This window comes from Lichenibacterium ramalinae (assembly GCF_004137085.1).
GTDB lineage: Bacteria > Pseudomonadota > Alphaproteobacteria > Rhizobiales > Beijerinckiaceae > Lichenihabitans > Lichenihabitans ramalinae.
In genome coordinates this window covers 79,128-95,609 of record NZ_QYBC01000014.1, presented here as the reverse complement: position 1 = coordinate 95,609, position 16,482 = coordinate 79,128, and the positions used below count along the sequence as shown (strand labels likewise).

13 protein-coding genes are annotated in these 16,482 nt (G+C 70.9%); 6 read left to right on the top strand and 7 right to left on the bottom strand.

Features of this window, described 5'->3' with window-relative positions; genetic code table 11:
* Positions 1-165 precede the first annotated feature (165 nt).
* Positions 166-1,722, bottom strand: a complete 1,557-nt coding sequence (gene dnaA / locus D3272_RS16925; RefSeq protein WP_129220388.1) for a chromosomal replication initiator protein DnaA — start codon at positions 1,720-1,722, stop codon at positions 166-168.
* 942 nt (positions 1,723-2,664) lie between these two features.
* Between dnaA and copC the strand changes: the two genes are divergently transcribed.
* From copC to grpE, 4 genes are all read left to right on the top strand, one after another.
* On the top strand, positions 2,665-3,069 hold the full coding sequence (gene copC / locus D3272_RS16920; RefSeq protein WP_129220387.1) for a copper homeostasis periplasmic binding protein CopC: 405 nt from the start codon (positions 2,665-2,667) through the stop codon (positions 3,067-3,069).
* Between the two features lie 2 nt (positions 3,070-3,071).
* Positions 3,072-4,010: a CopD family protein gene (locus tag D3272_RS16915; protein WP_129220386.1), complete on the top strand. Its 939-nt coding sequence runs from the start codon at positions 3,072-3,074 to the stop codon at positions 4,008-4,010.
* 200 nt (positions 4,011-4,210) lie between these two features.
* The gene (locus tag D3272_RS16910; RefSeq protein WP_129220462.1) at positions 4,211-7,015 is read left to right on the top strand and encodes a [protein-PII] uridylyltransferase; all 2,805 of its coding nucleotides are present in this window, start codon (positions 4,211-4,213) and stop codon (positions 7,013-7,015) included.
* 88 nt (positions 7,016-7,103) lie between these two features.
* A complete protein-coding gene (gene grpE, locus D3272_RS16905; protein ID WP_129220461.1) occupies positions 7,104-7,721 on the top strand; it encodes a nucleotide exchange factor GrpE in 618 nt (205 codons plus the stop codon).
* Positions 7,722-7,844: 123 nt separating this feature from the next.
* Here grpE and D3272_RS16900 read toward each other — a convergent pair whose 3' ends face one another.
* Positions 7,845-9,656, bottom strand: coding sequence for an IlvD/Edd family dehydratase (locus D3272_RS16900; RefSeq protein WP_129220385.1), 1,812 nt, complete (start codon positions 9,654-9,656; stop codon positions 7,845-7,847).
* 167 nt (positions 9,657-9,823) lie between these two features.
* Between D3272_RS16900 and D3272_RS16895 the strand changes: the two genes are divergently transcribed.
* Both D3272_RS16895 and D3272_RS16890 read left to right on the top strand, forming a co-directional pair.
* Positions 9,824-10,039, top strand: coding sequence for a hypothetical protein (locus tag D3272_RS16895; protein ID WP_129220384.1), 216 nt, complete (start codon positions 9,824-9,826; stop codon positions 10,037-10,039).
* A gap of 217 nt (positions 10,040-10,256) precedes the next feature.
* Complete coding sequence (locus tag D3272_RS16890; RefSeq protein WP_129220383.1) at positions 10,257-11,081, top strand: SDR family NAD(P)-dependent oxidoreductase; 825 nt, start codon at positions 10,257-10,259, stop codon at positions 11,079-11,081.
* Between the two features lie 54 nt (positions 11,082-11,135).
* On the opposite strand, the gene D3272_RS16885 is transcribed toward D3272_RS16890, so the two are convergent.
* The 5 genes from D3272_RS16885 to D3272_RS16865 all read right to left on the bottom strand — a co-directional run bounded on the left by D3272_RS16885 (position 11,136) and on the right by D3272_RS16865 (position 16,480).
* Positions 11,136-12,344: an acyl-CoA dehydrogenase gene (locus D3272_RS16885; RefSeq protein ID WP_129220382.1), complete on the bottom strand. Its 1,209-nt coding sequence runs from the start codon at positions 12,342-12,344 to the stop codon at positions 11,136-11,138.
* Positions 12,345-12,528: 184 nt separating this feature from the next.
* On the bottom strand, positions 12,529-12,924 hold the full coding sequence (locus D3272_RS16880) for a type II toxin-antitoxin system death-on-curing family toxin (RefSeq protein WP_281010965.1): 396 nt from the start codon (positions 12,922-12,924) through the stop codon (positions 12,529-12,531).
* A 260-nt stretch (positions 12,925-13,184) separates the two neighbouring features.
* Positions 13,185-15,662: a phenylalanine--tRNA ligase subunit beta gene (gene pheT / locus D3272_RS16875; RefSeq protein WP_129220381.1), complete on the bottom strand. Its 2,478-nt coding sequence runs from the start codon at positions 15,660-15,662 to the stop codon at positions 13,185-13,187.
* Positions 15,663-15,695: 33 nt separating this feature from the next.
* Positions 15,696-16,163, bottom strand: coding sequence for a hypothetical protein (locus tag D3272_RS16870; protein ID WP_129220380.1), 468 nt, complete (start codon positions 16,161-16,163; stop codon positions 15,696-15,698).
* A complete protein-coding gene (locus D3272_RS16865) occupies positions 16,160-16,480 on the bottom strand; it encodes a hypothetical protein (RefSeq protein WP_129220379.1) in 321 nt (106 codons plus the stop codon). Before D3272_RS16865 ends, D3272_RS16870 begins: the two co-directional genes overlap by 4 nt.
* Positions 16,481-16,482 lie beyond the last annotated feature (2 nt).

Genomic DNA, 16,482 nt, shown 5'->3' with positions numbered 1-16,482 from the left:
CCCCGTCCCGGACCGACCCCTACACAACCGCGGCCGGCTTTGCACGTTCCTTCTGCCCGGGAGCGCCTCGGCCGTCGGCGCCTCCGCCCCGGCTCGGAAACGGGAGCAGTGTCATCGCGTTGGGGGCGCCGGGGCGGCGTCGACCGCCCCGGCGCCGCTTCGGCGTCAGTCCTGGAGCAGCCGCTTCAGCAGTTCGAGCTCCTCGGCCAGCGCCGCCTCCTTGCCGCTCAGCGCCTCGATCTTGCGCACGGCATGCAGCACGGTCGTGTGGTCGCGCCCCCCGAAACGGCGGCCGATCTCGGGCAGCGAGCGCAGCGTCAGCGCCTTCGACAGGTACATGGCGATCTGCCGGGGCCGCACCACCACGGCGGTGCGGCGCGACGACAGGATGTCGGCGCGGCTGACGTTGTAGTGGTTGGCGACGAGCTTCTGGATGTCCTCGATCTTCACCCGCTTGGGCTCGCGCAGGCGCACGAGGTCGCGGATCGCCGCCTCCGCGGTCTCGACCGTGTGGGCCGTTCCCGACAGCGTGGCATGGGCCATCAGCCGGTTCACGGCACCGTCGAGGTCGCGCCCATTGGTGGCGATGGCCCGCGCCACATAGGCCATCACGGCCGGCGTCAGGGCGAAGCCCGGGTGCAGGGCCCGCGCCGCCTGGACGCGGTTCTCCAGGATCTTGACGCGCAGCGTCTCGTCCAGCGTCTCCATCTCGACGCAGAGCCCGCCGGCCAGGCGCGAGCGCACCCGCTCGTCGAGGGATTCGAGGTCCGCGGGCGGGCGGTCGGCCGCCACGATGACCTGCCGGCCGTCGTCGATCAACGCGTTCAGCGTGTGGCAGAACTCGGTCTGGATGGACTTGCCCTGCAGGAACTGCACGTCGTCGATGATCAGGACGTCGATGGCGCGCAGCTTCTCCTTGAAGGCGATGGAGGTCTGGGCCTTCAGGGCCGCCACGAAGCCGTACATGAAGCGCTCGGCCGTGAGGTAGATCACGCGCCGGCCGCCGTCCGTCACGGCATGGGCGGTGGCCTGCAGGAGATGCGTCTTGCCGAGGCCGACGGCGGCGTGGATGTAGAGCGGGCTGTAGACCGGCGCGGCGCCCGGAGCGGCCTCGGCCACGCGCTGCGCCGCCGCGCAGGCGAGCTGGTTCGACCGGCCGACGACGAAGTTGCCGAAGGTCAGGCGACGGTCGAGCGGGGAGCCGCTCAGCGCATCGGCGGGCATCCCGGCCGGCGCGGCACCGCTGGCCTTGGCGTTCGACTCCCACTTGGCCTGGGCGGCGGCGCGCGGCGCCGAGACGGATTTCGCCTCCGGGGCGGCCTCGGCCGCCGCCGCCGAAACCTCGGGCTTCGGCGCGGCGGCGCGCGTCGAGGAGCGCAGCGCCACGATGCAGCGCTTCACCTCGGGGGCTTCGGCGGCCAGCGTGGCGCACAGCTTGTCGACGTAGTGCGACTGGATCCAGGTCTTCAGGAAGTTGGTCGGGACCGTGAGATAGGCGGTGTCGTCCTCGATCCGGTCGAGGTCGAGCCGGGCGAACCAGGCGCTGAACACGGCTTCGCCGAGTTCGGCCCGCAGGCGGCGGCAGGCGTTGGACCATTGCTCGGTACGGGTGGCCGGACTCAGGCCCCCCAGCGATTCACGGGAAGGCTGAAGCGGCGCGACGGTTTCGCGGAGATCGGCGGTCGGGTCCACGAAGCAGGGGGCATCGTTTCGCGCTGTCATGATGGATCGTATTCTTTCTGGCGTGGGATGTTTGCCGCATCTCAAACCGGAAAAGCGTTTGCCCGAAGCCCCTGCCGGGCTCGGGCGCCGTCTGGCGGCCGGGGCGCGCCGCGCATCGTCTCGGGTGGCCTTCCGAGACGGGCGCGGACGGCCCGGAGCCGCGGTCAGGCCAGGGTCGCGCGGGGATGCACCCGTCGGAACCGGCGAAGACGCGGAGCCTGTCGATGATGGACCATGCGCGCCTCCTCACGAATCACTGTCGAGAATCCGGCCTCGGACCTCAAATGATCGATCGACCCCTATCAATAACCCTAGACTCAGAAACGAATCTGACCCTCACCCTCCAACATCGTCCTCACCCGATAGAAGAAACCCCGAGTCATGGTCTTGGCCATGGACTGCGTGGGGCATCGTCACGATTCTGAGAGATCTGCCGTTGCGGGGCGGTGGCCGGCGCCGCGGCGATGAATTGAAGCTACACATGGGTCTGAGGGCAGGCAACCGGATCATGTCACGAATCCGTCGCGCCCGGGACCGCGCCGCCGATTCCCGGAAACCGCCCGCCTCCCGCCACAGTCCCTAACGGCCGCGATTCCAACGGGATAACGGCGGGCTGTGGTTGACATGCGACATTCACTCCCCATCGGCCATTGCGGCGCGGCGGGTCGGCGATTCCCGGCGGTCAATGCCGATCTTGGCGGGCTGAATCCGGCCTTGGCCGTTAACCGTCTGATTCAGCTGGTTTTCCCCTGCGCGGCCGGAACGGTTAACAAATCTTTCCACCGTTATCGTGAACGACCTGTTGATAACCCGCGACGGCCTCTTGGCATCCTCCGGAGCGGTTTCGGCCGGCGCGGCGCGCCGCCCGATCGTGTAGGACCGGCACGGCCCCGAGGGTGCGCCCCGGGCCACGACGCAGCATCGTGAACCCCAGAGCCCCCGATGAGCCTCCGCCATCTCCGCCGCGCCCTCCCCTCCTCCGGCACCCGGGCGGGTTCGCTCGCCCTCGCGGTCGCCGGCGCCGTCGGCTGGGCCGCCCCCGCCGCCGCCCACGCCCACCTCACCGCCGCCATCCCCGCCGCCGGCGGCACCGCGGCGGCGCCGGCCCAGCTCGTGCTGCAGTTCACCGAGGGGCTCGAACTCAGGTTCTCGGGCGTCGCCGTGACGGGCCCGGACGACGCCGCGGTGGCGACCGGGCCGGGACGCCTCGGCGACGGCGATCCCGCTCGCCTCACCGTCCCGGTGACGGGCCGGCTGGTGCCGGGCGCCTACACGGTGGAGTGGCACGCCGTCGCCACCGACGGGCACAGGACCGCCGGCCATTACCGCTTCACCGTCGCTCCGTGACCATGATCGCGTCCCCGACCGCGGCTCTCGCCCTGTGCCGCGCCGTCGGGGACGGGGCCCTGATGCTGGCGTTCGGCGCCGGCCTCTTCGCGACGGCGGCCGTGCCGTCGGCGCTCCGGCGCGACGCGGCGCGGCGGGCCGGACGGCTCGCGGCCTGCACGGCGCCCATCGCCCTCCTCGCCGCCCTGCTCCGCCTGCCGGCGCAGGCGGCCGCCTTCGATGACGGCTGGGGCGCCGCGCTCGATGCCGGGACGCTGCTCGCCGCCGCCTCCGGCACCGCGACAGGGCGGGCCTGGGCTGTGCAATGCGGCGCGACGCTGCTGTTCGCCGCCGCCGTGGCGCTGCGGCGAGACGCGCCCCTCTCGTCCGACCCGGCACCGTCCAAGACGGTCGCCAAAGACATCGTGTCGAGCAGTGCCGCCATGTGGACCCTCGCGGCCGGGCTGGCCCTGGCGAGCCTCGCCCTGTCGGGCCATGCCGCCGCCATGCCGGGCCGGAGCGTCGCCGCGCCGGCGCTGGCCCTGCACCTGCTCGCCGGCGGCGCCTGGATGGGCAGCCTGCCGGAAGTGCTGCGTCTCATGGCGCTGCTCGGGCGCGACCCCGGGGCCGGAGCGGCGGCCCTGGCCCTGCGGCGCTTCTCGGCGGCCGGCCACGGCGTCGTCGCCCTCCTCGTCGCCTCGGGCACGCTCGACGCCGCCCTCATCGGGGGCTGGCCCGGCGACCCGGTGGGCAGCGCCTACGGGCAGGTCCTGACGCTGAAGCTGCTGCTCGCCGTCGCCATGGCGACCCTGGCACTGGTGAACCGCTACCGGCTCGTGCCGCGCCTCGCCGCGGACCGGGATGCGGCGGCGCGCCTGACCGTCCAGACCCGGTGGGTGCTGGCCCTCGGCCTCGCCGCCGTCGCCGCCTCGGGACTGCTCGGCCTGCTCGATCCGCCCTGACGCATCCCGGGCCGGAGCGGCATGGCACGGGCGGCATGGCGCACCGGCACACGGTGTGGGAAGCTGGGGCGGCGGCCCGCCGGCCCGGGCTCCGCCGCCGGCCGGGGGCAACCCTCGCTGGCGTCCGACCCCGCGCTCGGGATAGAGGAAAGACGATGAGCCTCGCCCTGCAAAGCCCGAACGCCTATCCCGAACCCGACATGTCCGGGCTCGACCGCCCCCTCCTCGACGCCGCCATCGCGGCGCTTCGGGCCGAACATGCCGACGACGCCGCCTTCCGGCGGGCGGCGGTGGACAGGTTCCGCGGCGCGCTCGGCGACGGCCGGGCCGCCATCCTCAAGGACTTCGCCGAGGACCATGGCGGGCTCGCCTGCGCGTCGCGCCTCGCCGCCCTCCAGGACGAGATCATCCGCTCGCTCTACGACTACGTGGTGCGGCACGTCTATCCGCTGGAGCGCCCGTCGGCGGCGGAGCGGCTCTGCGTCGTGGCGGTCGGCGGCTACGGGCGCGCCACGCTGGCGCCCGGCTCCGACATCGACCTCCTGTTCCTGCTGCCCTACAAGCAGACCCCCTGGGGGGAAAGCGTGGTCGAGGCCATGCTCTACGTCCTGTGGGACCTGCGCCAGAAGGTCGGCCACTCGACGCGGTCGGTCGACGAATGCGTGCGCCAGGCCAAGGCCGACATGACGATCCGCACCGCGCTGCTGGAAGCCCGCTTCATCCTGGGCGACGCGGCGCTGTTCGACGAGCTGGTGCTGCGCTTCGACCGGGACGTGCAGGCCAGGACGGCGCGCGAGTTCGTGGCCGCCAAGATGGCCGAGCGCGAAACCCGCATCAGCCGCGCCGGCGCCTCGCGCTACCTCGTCGAGCCGAACGTCAAGGAGGGCAAGGGCGGCCTGCGCGACCTCAACACGCTGTTCTGGATCGCCAAATACACCTACCGGGTGCAGAACGGCGAGGCGCTGGTCGAGGCCGGGCTGTTCACCGCCAAGGAGTTCCGGCTGTTCTGCCGCTGCGAGGAGTTCCTGTGGCGGGTGCGCTGCGAGCTCCACGTCGTGTCGGGGCGCGCCGAGGAACGGCTGAGCTTCGACTACCAGCGCCGCATCGCGGCCCGCCTCGGCTACGGCACGGGGCCGAGCCTCAGCGGCGTCGAGCGCTTCATGAAGCATTATTTCCTGGTGGCCAAGAACGTCGGCGACCTCACCGCCATCGTCTGCGCCGCCATCGAGGAGCGCGAAGCGAAACAGCCCGCGGCGCTCGACCGGCTCGTCCAGGGCCTGCGCCGCCGCATGCGCGCTATCCCGGGCACGGGCGACTTCCAGGTGGAGTTCGACCGCATCACCGTGGCGCGGCGCGACGTGTTCGAGCGCGACCCCGTCAACCTGATCCGGCTCTTCGCCATCGCCGACCTCTACGGCCTGCCGATCCACCCCGACGCGACGCGGCTCGTCACGCTGTCGCTGCGCCGGGTGGACCGAAGCCTGCGGGAGAACCCCGAAGCCAACCGGCTGTTCATGGACCTGCTCACCTCGCGGCGCGCGCCCGAGACGGCGCTGCGCCGCATGAACGAGGCCGGCGTGCTCGGCCGCTTCATCCCCGAGTTCGGCCGCGTCGTGGCGCTGATGCAGTTCAACATGTACCACCATTACACGGTGGACGAGCACCTGCTGCGCGCCCTCGGCATCCTCGCCGAGATCGATGCCGGACGGAGCCGGGACGCCCACCCGCTCGCCAACGAGCTGATGCCGACCGTGGTGGGGCGCAACGCGCTCTACCTCGCGGTGTTCCTGCACGATGTCGCCAAGGGCAAGCAGGAGGACCATTCCGTCGCCGGCGCCGCCCTGGCCCGCCAGCTGGCGCCCCGCTTCGGCCTGTCGCCCGACGAGACGGACCTCACCGCCTGGCTGGTGGAACACCACCTCGCCATGTCCAACACGGCACAGAGCCGCGACCTCAACGACCGCCGCACGATCGAAACCTTCGCCGGCATCGCCGGCACGGTCGAGCAGCTGAAATGCCTGATGATCCTGACGATCTGCGACATCAAGGCGGTGGGCCCCGGCGTGTGGAACGGCTGGAAGGGGCAGTTGCTGCGCACCCTCTACACCGAGACCGAGACGCTGCTGGGCGGCGACAGCCCGGATTTCGACCGCAACACCCGCGTCCTCGCCTCGCAGGAGCAGCTGCGCCCGGCCCTGACCGAATTCCCCGCCGAAGAGTTCACCGCCTATGTGGCGCGCCACTACGCGCCCTACTGGCTGCGCACCGGCCTCGCCAACCGCATCCGCGACGCGCGCCTGATCCGCACGCTGTGGCAGGAGGGCAAGGGCTTCGCCAGCGACGTCGCGACCGACAAGTTCCGCTCCATCACGGAGATCACCATCGTGGCGCCGGACCATCCCCGCCTGCTGTCGATCATCGCCGGCGCCTGCGCCAGCGGGGGCGCCAACATCGTGGACGCGCAGATCTATACCACCAAGGACGGGCTGGCGCTCGACACCGTGAGCGTTTCGCGCGCCTTCGACGAGGACGCCGACGAGATCCGCCGCGCCGGGCGCATCGCTGGCGGCATCGAGCGCGCCATGCGCGGGCAGATCCGGCTCGGCGAACTCGTGGCGGCGAAGGATAGCCAGCCCAAGGGCCGAACCGCCTTCGCGCTGCACCCCAAGATCATCGTCGACAACGCGGCGTCGCGCCGCCACACGGTGCTGCAGGTCAGCGGCGTCGACCGGCCCGGCCTGCTCTACGATCTCACGCGCGCCCTCGCCGGCCTCAGCCTCAACATCGCCTCGGCCCATGTGGCGACCTTCGGCGAGAAGGCGGTAGACAGCTTCTACGTGTCGGACCTGACCGGCGCCAAGATCACCGACCCGGGACGCCAGGAGGTGATCCGCCGCGTGCTGGGCGACACGTTCGAGCGCGCGGGCGACCGGCCCGCTCCCGCGACGACCGGAGGGCCCGCGGCGGCTGGAGCACCCGCGGCGGCCGGAGGGCCCGCGGCTTGATTTTGGCCCGTTCGGCCCCGATATCGGGCGCGACCCGAGATTCCGCACCGGGGCGTCGCGCCCCGGCCTTTCCATTGGAGACCGCATGATGACCGACCCCGCCGACACCTTCACGCCCGAGGGGACGGCACCCGAGGCCGAGGACATGCCGCGCGAGGCGCATCGCGCCGAGGCGACCGCTGAGGCCGCCCCGCGCGCCGAAGCCGACGCCGCCGTGGAAAGCCTGCAGGCCGAAGTCGCGTCGCTGAAGGACCGCATCCTCCGCACCATGGCCGAGATGGAGAATCTCCGCCGCCGCACCGAGCGCGAGGTGGCGGATGCGAAGAGCTACGGCGTGACCTCCTTCGCGCGCGAGATGGTGGCGGTCGTCGACAACCTGCAGCGCGCCGTGGCCAGCGTGCCGGCCGAGGCCAAGTCCGAGGCCGGACCCGCCATCCAGTCCTTCCTGCAGGGGGTGGAACTCACCGAGCGCGACCTGCTCTCGCGCTTGGCGCGCTTCAAGGTGTCGCCGGTCGAGACCGTCGGGTCGCGCTTCGACCCCAACCGCCACGAGGCCCTGTTCGAGATGCCCGACGAATCCGTGCCGACCGGCACGGTCGTCCAGCAGGTCGAGACCGGATACGTCATCGGCGACCGCGTGCTGCGTCCCGCCAAGGTCGGCGTGTCGCGCGGCGGCCCGAAGCCGGACGCCGTCACCCAGGGCTGAGCCGCGTCGGAAATCCGTGGCCGAGAAACGAAACGGCGGGGCCCAGCCCCGCCGTTTCGCGTCGTGCAATGGGGGACGGGCCGCCGCCGGACTGCGGGGCGGACCGTCGGGCTCGGTCGCGCGTCAGTGGTTGTCGCGCGGCACGCCCATGCTCTGGGCGACGCGCTGGTACTTCACCGCCGGCTTCAGCACCATGCCCTCGTCGAACTGGTCGACCATGGCGCGCTGGATTTCCTGCCAGGGCGTCTGGTTGCCGGCATACTGGAACCCGCCCTGGCCCTGCAGGGCGGCGCGGCGGGCGTTCAGCTCCTCGTCGGACAGCAGCATGTTGGCGCTGCGCTTGTTGAGGTCGATCCGCACCCGGTCGCCGGTGCGCAGGATGGCGAGGCCGCCGCCGGCCGCCGCCTCGGGCGACGCGTTGAGGATCGAGGGCGAGGCCGAGGTTCCCGACTGCCGGCCGTCACCGATGCAGGGCAGCGCATGGATGCCGCGCTTGATGAGGGCGGCGGGGGGCTGCATGTTGACGACCTCGGCGCCGCCGGGATAGCCGATCGGCCCCGTGCCGCGGATGAACAGCAGGCAGTGCTCGTCGATCTCGAGGGCGGGGTCGTCGATGCGGTGGTGGTAGTCCTCGGGCCCCTCGAACACGATGGCCCGTCCCTCGAAGGCGCCCGGGTCGGACGCATCCGACAGGTAGCGGTCGGCGAACTCCTGCGAGATGACGCTGGTCTTCATCACGGCATTGTCGAACAGGTTGCCGCGCAGCACGATGAAGCCCGCGTCTTCGCGCAGCGGCGTCTCGATGGGCGTGATGACGTCGTGGTCGCGCGAGGCGATCTTGTCGTTGTTGGCGCCGAAGGGCTTGCCGTTGGCGGTGATGGCGTCCTCGTGCACGAGGCCGCGCTTCTTCAGCTCGTAGATCACGGCCGGCACGCCGCCAGCGCGATGGAACTCCTCGCCGAGATACTTGCCGGCCGGCTGCATGTTGACCAGCAGCGGCACCTTGTGGCCCAGCGTTTCCCAGTCGCTCATGTCGATCGGCACGCCGGCGTGGCGCGCGATGGCATTGATGTGGATCGTGGCGTTGGTCGACCCGCCGATGGCCGAATTGACCACGATGGCGTTCTCGATCGCCTGGCGGGTGATGATGTCGGAGGGCTTCAGGTCCTCCCACACCATCTCGACGGCGCGGCGGCCGGTCTCGTAGGCGATCTGCCCGCGCTCGCGGTAGGGCGCCGGGATGGCGGCGCAGCCCGGCAGCGTCATGCCGAGGGCTTCCGCCAGGGCGTTCATGGTGGAAGCCGTGCCCATCGTGTTGCAATGGCCCACGGAGGGCGCCGACGAGGTCACGATCTCCATGAACTCCTCGTAGTCGATGTGCCCGGCCGCCATCTCCTCGCGGCTCTTCCACACGATGGTGCCGGAGCCCGTGCGCTCGCCGTTGTGCCAACCATTGAGCATCGGCCCGCCGCAGAGCACGATGGCGGGGATGTTGACCGTCGCGGCCGCCATGATGCAGGCCGGCGTGGTCTTGTCGCAGCCCGTCGTCAGCACGACGCCGTCGAGCGGGTAGCCGTAGAGCGTCTCGACGAGGCCGAGATAGGCGAGGTTGCGGTCGAGGGCCGCGGTGGGCCGCTTGCCGGTCTCCTGGATGGGATGGACCGGGAACTCCATCGGCACGCCGCCCATCGCCAGGATGCCGTCGCGCACGCGCTTGGCGAGTTCGAGATGGTGACGGTTGCAGGGGCTCAGGTCGTTGCCGGTCTGGGCGATGCCGATGATCGGCTTGCCCGAGCGCAACTCGCCGGGCGTGAGCCCGAAGTTGAGGTAGCGCTCGATGTAGAGCGCCGTCATGCCGGGATTCTCAGGGTTGTCGAACCACAGCTGCGATCGCAATTTGCGCGAGCCGACCGCCCCGTTCACCGTACCGCTCATGGCTTCCTCCAGGATTTGATCTCTTCTAAGCCTGCCCGGTTTGTCAGACAAGTCGCGACATGCCGCGCCGGCCCGGGAGTTTCGGCCACATTTTTGCCCCACGCGGCGAACGGATCCGCCATTCGGGCGTTCGGCCTCCGGGACGTAAACCCGAAGAAGGACTCACCATGCGCAAGCTCATCATCGCGGCGACGGCCGTCACGCTGCTCGGATCCGTTTCGGTCTCGGAGGCCCAGGCCGGCTGCGTCACCGGCGCGATCGTCGGCGGCATCGCGGGCCACTTCGCCCATCACGGTCTCGCCGGGGCTGCCGCGGGCTGCGCGGCCGGCCATTACGCGTCGCGGTATCGCCGCACGCACCGCGTCTATCACCGGGCCTACTGACGTCCGATACGGGGGCGTCGCCGGCACAGTGTCGGCGACGCCATCGGCGCGGGCCGCAGGCCGGGCGAGGCGCCCGGGCTCGGACGGCCCGAGACCCTGAACGGGTCTCGGTTCCGCCCCGCCAGGCTCCGCGACGCGCGAGCCTTCAGCACAGAACGGAGCCGCCCCCACGCGATCGGCGGGGCGCGGGCGAGCGCCGTCGGGGGACTTCGACGCCATGCATTCCTCCCATCACGCCCTCGCCGGGCGCGTCGCCATTGTCACGGGCGGTGGGCGAGGCCTGGGCAGAGCCATGACGCTGGGCCTGGCAGCCGTGGGGGTCCACGTGGTCGCCACAGCCGCGCGAAGCCTCGACGAGGTCGCAGCCGTCGCCGCCGAGGGCTCGGGCGGGACGATCGTGCCGGTCAGGGCCGACGTGACGAAGCCGGACGATTGCGCCGCAGCCGTAGAGGCCACGCTCGCCCGCTTCGGGCGCCTCGACATCCTGGTCAACAACGCCGGTCGCGGCATGAGGCTCGTCAGCGACGCCTTCCTCACCGTGCCGACGCGCTTCTGGGAGGTCGCGCCGGAGGTCTGGCGCGACATCGTCGACACCAACGTCAACGGCCCCTTCCTGATGGCGCGAGCCTGCGCGCCGGCCCTGATCGCCTCGGGCCGCGGCCGGGTCGTCAACGTGTCGATGAACCACGAGACGATGCGGCGCAGCGGCTTCTCACCCTATGGGCCGAGCAAGGCCGCGCTCGAATCCGAGACGATCATCTGGGCGCAGGACCTGGCCGGCACCGGCGTGACCGTCAACGCGCTGCTGCCCGGGGGCGCCACCGAGACCGGGCTGATCCCGCCGTCCGTGGGCCCGGAAGCGCGCGCCGCCATGCTGCGCCCCGCCATCATGGTCCCGCCGCTGCTGTGGCTGGCGTCCGACGCGTCGGGCGGCTTCACCGGCCGGCGGATCGATGCCAAGCGATGGCGCTCCGACATCGACCCGTCCGACGCCGCGGAAGCCGCCTCCGAGGCGGCCGGGTGGAGCCCGGGGTCGAGCTGAGCGGACGGCCAGCGCTGGGGACCCCCGGGCGCCGGCAGCCCTCACCCGAAGGCATTACCCGAAGGCTTGCAGCCCCGTGATGGCGCGGCCGAGGATCAGCGCGTGGACGTCGTGCGTCCCCTCGTAGGTGTTCACGGTCTCGAGGTTCTGGCTGTGGCGCATCACGTGGTATTCGGCCGTGATGCCGTTGCCGCCGTGCATGTCGCGCGCCACCCGCGCGATGTCGAGCGCCTTGCCGCAGTTGTTGCGCTTGATGAGCGAGATCATCTCGGGCGCCATGCGGCCCTCGTCCATGAGGCGCCCGACGCGCAGGGACGCCTGGAGGCCGAGCGTGATCTCGGTCTGCATGTCGGCGAGCTTCTTCTGGATCAGCTGGGTGGCGGCGAGGGGACGGTTGAACTGGTGGCGCTCCAGCGTGTAGCTGCGGGCCCGGTGCCAGCAATCCTCCGCGGCGCCCATCACGCCCCAGGAAATGCCGTAGCGTGCCCGGTTGAGGCAGCCGAAGGGCCCCTTGAGGCCCGACACGCCCGGCAGCAGGGCGTCGTCGGACACTTCGACGTCTTCGAGCACGATCTGCCCCGTCACGGAGGCGCGGAGGGACAGCTTGTCGCCGATGCGCGGGGCCGACAGGCCCTTGGCTCCCTTCTCCAGAACGAAACCCCGGATGGCGCCCTCATGCGCGTCCGACTTGGCCCAGACCACGAAGATGTCGGCGATGGGGGCGTTGGAGATCCATGTCTTGGCGCCCGAAAGCACGTAGCCGCCGTCGACCTTGCGGGCGCGGGTGCGCATGCCGGCCGGGTCCGAGCCGGCATCGGGCTCGGTCAGGCCGAAGCAGCCGATCCAGGCACCGGACGCGAGCTTCGGCAGGTAGCGACGGCGCTGCTCCTCGCTGCCGTAGGCGAAGATCGGGTACATGACGAGCGAGGACTGCACGCTCATCATGGAGCGATAGCCTGAATCCACCCGCTCCACCTCCCGTGCCACGAGCCCGTAGGCCACGTAGGACGCGCCGGCGCAGCCGTAGTCGTCCGGCAGCGTCACGCCGAGCAGGCCCAGCGCGCCCATCTCGGCGAAGATCTCGGGCTCGACGGTCTCGTCGCGATAGGCCGCGAGGATGCGGGTCTGCAGCCTGTCCTGGGCGTAGTCCCGCGCCGTGTCGCGGATCATGCGCTCCTCGTCGGTCAGCTGCTCGTCGAGGAGGAAGGGGTCGTCCCACTGGAACGGCGGCGCCTTCGGCAGGACTCGATCGTGGGCGTTCATGGCGTGTCTCCCGAGCCGGGCTGTGCAGTCGCTCTGCTTCGGAAGCTAGAGCCTGTCAGGCTGGTGTTGAAGCGGAGCTTCGACTCAAGCCAGTGAACAGGCTCGCGGTTCAAAGGTGGCGTATTTCAACAGCAGCCTGACACAGGCTAGAGCCGCCGGGCGCCGAACGCCAGGGCGGGATAGGTCAGTCGATCGAATGCATGCGGGACCGGAGCCATGCCGCGAGCCCGGGCTCGGACAGCGCCCCTGAAGCCAGGGCTATCCAGGTTTCGACGTTGCCGATGTCATCGATCGGGATATCCGAACCGTTCAATCGCAGGAAGGTGACGCAGGCGACGAAGGAGATCCGCTTGTTGCCGTCGACGAAAGCGTGATTGCACGCCAGACCGAAGCCATATGCGGCTGCGAGATCGGCAAGGTCGGGCCGGCCATATGCAGCGATATTCAACGGCCGGGCGAGTGCGCTGTCTAGGGCGCCCTCGTCGCGAATCCCGGGCGGACCGCCATGCTCGGCGAGGAGCCGAGCGTGCATGTCCAGCACGGCACGCTTCGGGAGCCAGACCGATTCGCCTGATCTCACTTCGCCAAGGCGGCGAGAACCGAGCGATGGTCGCGCATGACATCGAGGCACACGGCCATGGCGCGCTCGTAATCGACGTCTTTGGTCTCGCCGCCAGGCTCGACCGTCGCCACACAGGCGACCGCTTCGCCGGGATGATCTGTAGGAGTCAGAGACTCTGTCAGGTCCGTGCCGTGCCCTCTCCCCCTGTCCATCAAGATCTACCTTCAGCTGTTGACTAGTTCCAACTGTAACATGGGCTCGATCGTCCCGACCGCAAATCACCTCGTTGCCGGAGGCGCCGTCGAGATCGTGGCGGACGAGGGCGAATCGGATCGTAGAACCCCGCCGACCTTCTTCGCCACCGCTTCCACGATCTTCGCGCTCACCGCCTCGAGGTCGGCCTCGGCCAGGGTCTTGTCGCGCGGCTGCAGCGTGACGGCGAGGCCGACCGACTTCTGTCCCTCGGGCACGCCCTTGCCGTCGTAGACGTCGAAGACCGACACGCCCGCCACGAGGGCCCGGTCGGCCCCCTGGGCGGCGCCCACGAGGTCGCCGGCCGGCACCTTGCGGTCGACCAGGAAGGCGAAGTCGCGCTCGACCGGCTGCAGGTCGGAGAGGACCAGCTTCGGCCGCGCCTTGGTGGGCCGCGCCTTCGGGGCCGGCAGCGCGTCGAGGACGATCTCGAAACACGCGACGGGGCCGGCGACGTCGAGCCGGCGCAGCACCTCGGGATGGACCTCGCCGCAGAAGCCGATCGTGGTCTTCGGGCCCATGCGGAAGGTCAGCGAGCGGCCGGGGTGGAGCCAGTCCGGCCCGCCCGGCACGACCTGGACGGCGGCCGGCGTGATGCCGAGCGCCGCGATCAGCGCCACGGCATCGGCCTTGGCATCGTAGAGACCGGCCGCCTCGGCCGGGCCGGACCAGTGGCGCCCGGCCCCGGCCGCCCTGGCGGTGCCGCGGCGAAGGCCGGCCGCGGCGATCCGCTGGTCGCCCTCGCCGTCCCCCAGGAACACCTGGCCGACCTCGAACAGCGCCACGTCGCCAGCCCCGCGCGCCGCATTGCGCCCGGCGCCCGCCAGGAGACCCGGCAGGAGGCTCGGCCGCATGGTGGACAGGTCGGCGGCGATCGGGTTGGCGAGCTGCAGTTCGGGCGCGCCACCGCCGAAGAGCCGCGCCTGTTCGTCGGACACGAAGCTCCAGGTCACGGCTTCGAGCAGGCCTTCGCCGGCGAGCACGCGCTTGGCGAGGCGCGTCCGCCTCTGCAGCAGCGTCAGCACTGGGCGCGGCACGCCGGGCTCTCGCGGCAGGGGCTGGGATTCGACGCGGTCGAGCCCCGCGATGCGGAGGATCTCCTCGACGAGGTCGGCCTTGCCGTGCACGTCCGGCCGCCAGGACGGCACCCGCGCCACGATCCAGTCGGCATTGTCGGGGTGGCCGACGAGGTCGAAGCCGAGCCGCTCCAGGATGCGCTGCATGTCGGAGACCGGCAGGTCGAGCCCCGTCAGGCGGTGGACCTCGCTCAGCGGGAAGTCTATGCGGTGGTCGGGCTTCGGCACAGCGCCGTCGAGCGTCAGTTCGGACGCCTCGCCGCCGCAGAGGTCGAGCACCAGCCGGGTCGCCAGATCGATCCCCGGGACCGTGAAGGCCGGGTCGACGCCGCGCTCGAACCGGTAGCGCGCGTCGCTGGACAGGCCGAGCTTGCGCCCCGTCTGGGCGATGGTCGTGGGGTCCCAGAGCGCGCTCTCGATCAGCACGTCGGTGGTGGCCTCGTCGCAGCCCGAAGCCTCGCCGCCCATGATGCCGGCGAGGGATTCGACGCCGGCGTCGTCGGCGATCACCACCATGGAGGCGTCGAGCGCGTAGCTGCGGCCGTTCAGCGCCGCCAGGGTCTCGCCCTCGCGGGCCCGGCGCACCACGACGGCGCCCTCGACCTTGGCGGCGTCGAAGACGTGCAGCGGGCGCCCGCGGTCGAAGGTCATGTAGTTGGTGATGTCGACCAGCGCGTTGATGGGGCGCAGGCCGATGGCGGCGAGACGCCGGCGCATCCATTCGGGCGCGGGCCCGTTCCTGACGCCGCGCACCAGGCGCAGGGCGAAGGCCGGGCACAGCGCCTCGTCGGCCTCGGCGAGCTCGCGCCGCAGCGGCACGGGCTGGGCGAAGCCGCCCCGGATCTCCGGCACCGGCGCCTCCTTGAGTCGGCCGAGGCCGACGGCGGCGAGGTCGCGCGCGATGCCGTGGACACCGGCGGCGTCGGGGCGGTTCGGCGTCAGCGCCACGTCGATCACCGGGTCGTCGAGGCCGGCGAAGGCGCCATAGGGCGTGCCGACCCGGGCATCCTCCGGCAGTTCCATGATGCCGTCCTGCTCGTCCGACAGGCCGAGTTCGGAAGCCGAGCACAGCATGCCGTTCGACGCGACGCCGCGGATCACGCCCGACGCGATCGTCATGTCCTTGCCAGGGATGTAGGTGCCGGGCGCCGAGAAGACCGTGACGAGCCCGGCGCGCGCGTTGGGCGCGCCGCACACGACCTGCACAGGGCTGCCCGCGCCGGTGTCGACCGAGCAGACCCGCAGCCGGTCGGCGTTGGGGTGCTGGCCGGCCTCGATGATGCGCGCCACCGTGAAGCCGCGGAACCGCTCGGCCGGATCCTCGATGCCTTCGACTTCGAGGCCGACGCGGGTCAGGGCATCGGCGATCTCGGCGAGGCCGGCCTCGGTGTCGAGGTGGTCCTTGAGCCAGGAGAGGGTGAATTTCATGGGAAGGGCGCCGGAGTGGGGTGGACGAGCGCGTCAGCGCGGTTTGGTGATGAGTTGGACGGCGAGGAGCAGGCGATCCTCCTTCGGCATGGCTCCGAGCGTTTCTATCGCGCTCTGGGCCTGGACGATGAAGTCGAGCGCCTTGCCGCGCGAGTAGCGGCTGCCGGGATCATAATCGGCGGCGTGACGGGCGGTCTGCAGTTCCAGGAACGCAGTTCCAACCTGCTTCAAGGCCGAAGGCGTCCCGTGTTCCCGGGTGAGGCGTTCGAACACCCTCCGCGCCGAACCATGATCGATCGACCGATGGATCGGGGTGACGATCTCCCAGTAGCGCGAAGAGCGCGGCGATCCCACCAGCCGCGCCACGCATTCTCCCGCCAGCGCATGAAAGACCGCGTAGTAGGCTGTGCTGATCGCCCGATTGATCGTTGCCTGCCGCGGATAGCCCGATCCGATCCGAAGGATGCTGCCGGCGAGTTCGATCAGGTGGTCGGGCCTCATGCGTCAGTCGGGATGTGATCGGGTTCAGGCGACTCGTCCCCTGCCCGTTCCAAGCTCAAATGCGGGAAGCGCTCGTCACCGTGATCGAGCAAAGCGTCACGTAACAGGCGTCTCAACTGCTCGAACCGCTTGGGATCGAAGGGTGCGGGCACGTCGCCCGCGACTCTCGCATCGACGAAGAGGGACGGGCCGTCGTCGTAGACGTCGCGCTGCGAAACCACGACGCCGCCGAAGTCGAGATCGGACATCTCGGCGCCGAGCACCCGATCCGCCAGAGCCTTGATGTCGTCGTTCGACAACCTGTGCGCAACCGCCATGG

What these genes read in the sequence shown, in the direction of transcription:
- dnaA (WP_129220388.1), bottom strand. Translation starts at nt 1,722, where the DNA reads ATGACAGCGCGAAACGATGCCCCCTGCTTCGTGGACCCGACCGCCGAT.
- copC (WP_129220387.1), top strand. Translation starts at nt 2,665, where the DNA reads ATGAGCCTCCGCCATCTCCGCCGCGCCCTCCCCTCCTCCGGCACCCGG.
- D3272_RS16915 (WP_129220386.1), top strand. Translation starts at nt 3,072, where the DNA reads ATGATCGCGTCCCCGACCGCGGCTCTCGCCCTGTGCCGCGCCGTCGGG.
- D3272_RS16910 (WP_129220462.1), top strand. Translation starts at nt 4,211, where the DNA reads ATGTCCGGGCTCGACCGCCCCCTCCTCGACGCCGCCATCGCGGCGCTT.
- grpE (WP_129220461.1), top strand. Translation starts at nt 7,104, where the DNA reads ATGACCGACCCCGCCGACACCTTCACGCCCGAGGGGACGGCACCCGAG.
- D3272_RS16900 (WP_129220385.1), bottom strand. Translation starts at nt 9,656, where the DNA reads ATGAGCGGTACGGTGAACGGGGCGGTCGGCTCGCGCAAATTGCGATCG.
- D3272_RS16895 (WP_129220384.1), top strand. Translation starts at nt 9,824, where the DNA reads ATGCGCAAGCTCATCATCGCGGCGACGGCCGTCACGCTGCTCGGATCC.
- D3272_RS16890 (WP_129220383.1), top strand. Translation starts at nt 10,257, where the DNA reads ATGCATTCCTCCCATCACGCCCTCGCCGGGCGCGTCGCCATTGTCACG.
- D3272_RS16885 (WP_129220382.1), bottom strand. Translation starts at nt 12,344, where the DNA reads ATGAACGCCCACGATCGAGTCCTGCCGAAGGCGCCGCCGTTCCAGTGG.
- pheT (WP_129220381.1), bottom strand. Translation starts at nt 15,662, where the DNA reads ATGAAATTCACCCTCTCCTGGCTCAAGGACCACCTCGACACCGAGGCC.
- D3272_RS16870 (WP_129220380.1), bottom strand. Translation starts at nt 16,163, where the DNA reads ATGAGGCCCGACCACCTGATCGAACTCGCCGGCAGCATCCTTCGGATC.
- D3272_RS16865 (WP_129220379.1), bottom strand. Translation starts at nt 16,480, where the DNA reads ATGGCGGTTGCGCACAGGTTGTCGAACGACGACATCAAGGCTCTGGCG.